The organism is Vibrio sp. D173a, assembly GCF_030248475.1.
In genome coordinates this window covers 1-711 of sequence record NZ_JAHGAH010001252.1, presented here as the reverse complement: position 1 = coordinate 711, position 711 = coordinate 1, and the positions used below count along the sequence as shown (strand labels likewise).

Sequence of the window (711 nt, the reverse complement as noted above, 5' to 3'; positions counted from 1 at the left end):
TACAACAATAAGTATTAATGATTGTATCAGGCAAGCTTGTTCAGCTTGTTACTTGTAACGCTGCGCCGAGAGAAGGACATCTCTATGAAATGGTATCGGCCTGTGTGAGTGGTCACTGAACGAGACCGTGGCACTGGATAAATACCGTGATAGTGCGGATACCGGTGGCTTTATCGTGATTGACCGCCTAACCAACGTCACTGTTGGTGCAGGTCTAATCCGTGAACGTTTAGATTCTGTTGAGCAAAAAGTCGGTGACTTCTCAGCGTTTGAAATCGAGTTCAATGCTCTGGTTCGTAAGCACTTCCCTCACTGGGATGCCAAAGATATCAGTCAATTACTTAAGTAATCATACCAATCACAGTAAATAAATGATCAGTAATAGCGCAGAAAAAAGGCTTGAGAACAAGGCAGGATTTTTCGATAAGTAGTTATTCTACAATCAAAAATTCTAACGCAGTTATCGAGCATTTTAACAAGCTAGGGCGAGCAGTTATTTACTACGATTGGTATCAAGTTTCGATGTAAAGCAATAGGCGGGAGCTTCGGCTCTCGCTATCCAAGGACAGGTATATGTGGCAACAAGGATTTGTATTAGCGCTATTGCTTGGCATCGTAACTTGCCTTCTAACGACGCGTATTAAGCCGAGCTTTATTTTTGCTGGTGCAGCTTTCATTGCGTTTATGGCTGGAATGATTGATGTATCCAGT

1 pseudogene is annotated in these 711 nt (G+C 42.6%); it reads left to right on the top strand.

Going from position 1 to position 711, the window contains the following annotated elements:
* Positions 1-88 precede the first annotated feature (88 nt).
* Positions 89-349: pseudogene (locus KIV40_RS32640) on the top strand (sulfate adenylyltransferase subunit CysN); the annotation flags it as partial.
* Between the last annotated feature and the right edge of the window lie 362 nt (positions 350-711).